The following is a 431-nucleotide window of genomic DNA, read 5'->3' on the forward strand; positions in this document are numbered from 1 at the left end:
TTGCAGAACAGTCACTTCTGCCACATTCACCGCCGGTAACGTTTGCCCGTTGCCGGCAGCGGATGCGTACTTTACGGTTTTCCCGGCGGGTCCGCAAGTCTTTCCGGTAAATAAAGTTGGATTCTTCAAAATCCGGCGTGAATGGTGGTACCGGCAGGGACACAAAATCCGATACGGTCGGCAGTTGGCTCTGCCGCCTGGCCTTGCGGATCCAGGTCTGGACGAGGTTCGTGTTGAGCCCGTGCTGCAAGGCAACCTGGGCAATGGAGGCATCGCCCTGCAGGCAGGCCGCGACGATCTTGGCCTTGAATGACGGGGCGTAACGGCGGCGGCGACGAATCTCACGCTCGGTGTTTGGGGACGTCATGGATAGGTGCCCATCTATTGTTACGTGGGCACCTAATGTCGCTGGCCAAGGGCTTACGCGGAAG

Annotated in this window: 1 protein-coding gene; it reads right to left on the bottom strand. The window is 58.9% G+C overall.

The genetic code is table 11. The features are described 5' to 3' along the window. On the bottom strand, window positions 1-367 hold a 367-nt coding region (gene tnpA, locus GRB80_RS15990; RefSeq protein WP_161424415.1), incomplete at its 3' end, for an IS66-like element accessory protein TnpA. Window positions 368-431 lie beyond the last annotated feature (64 nt).

It is taken from the genome of Halomonas icarae, assembly GCF_009901955.1.
In the GTDB taxonomy this organism is placed as follows: Bacteria; Pseudomonadota; Gammaproteobacteria; order Pseudomonadales; family Halomonadaceae; genus Halomonas; species Halomonas icarae.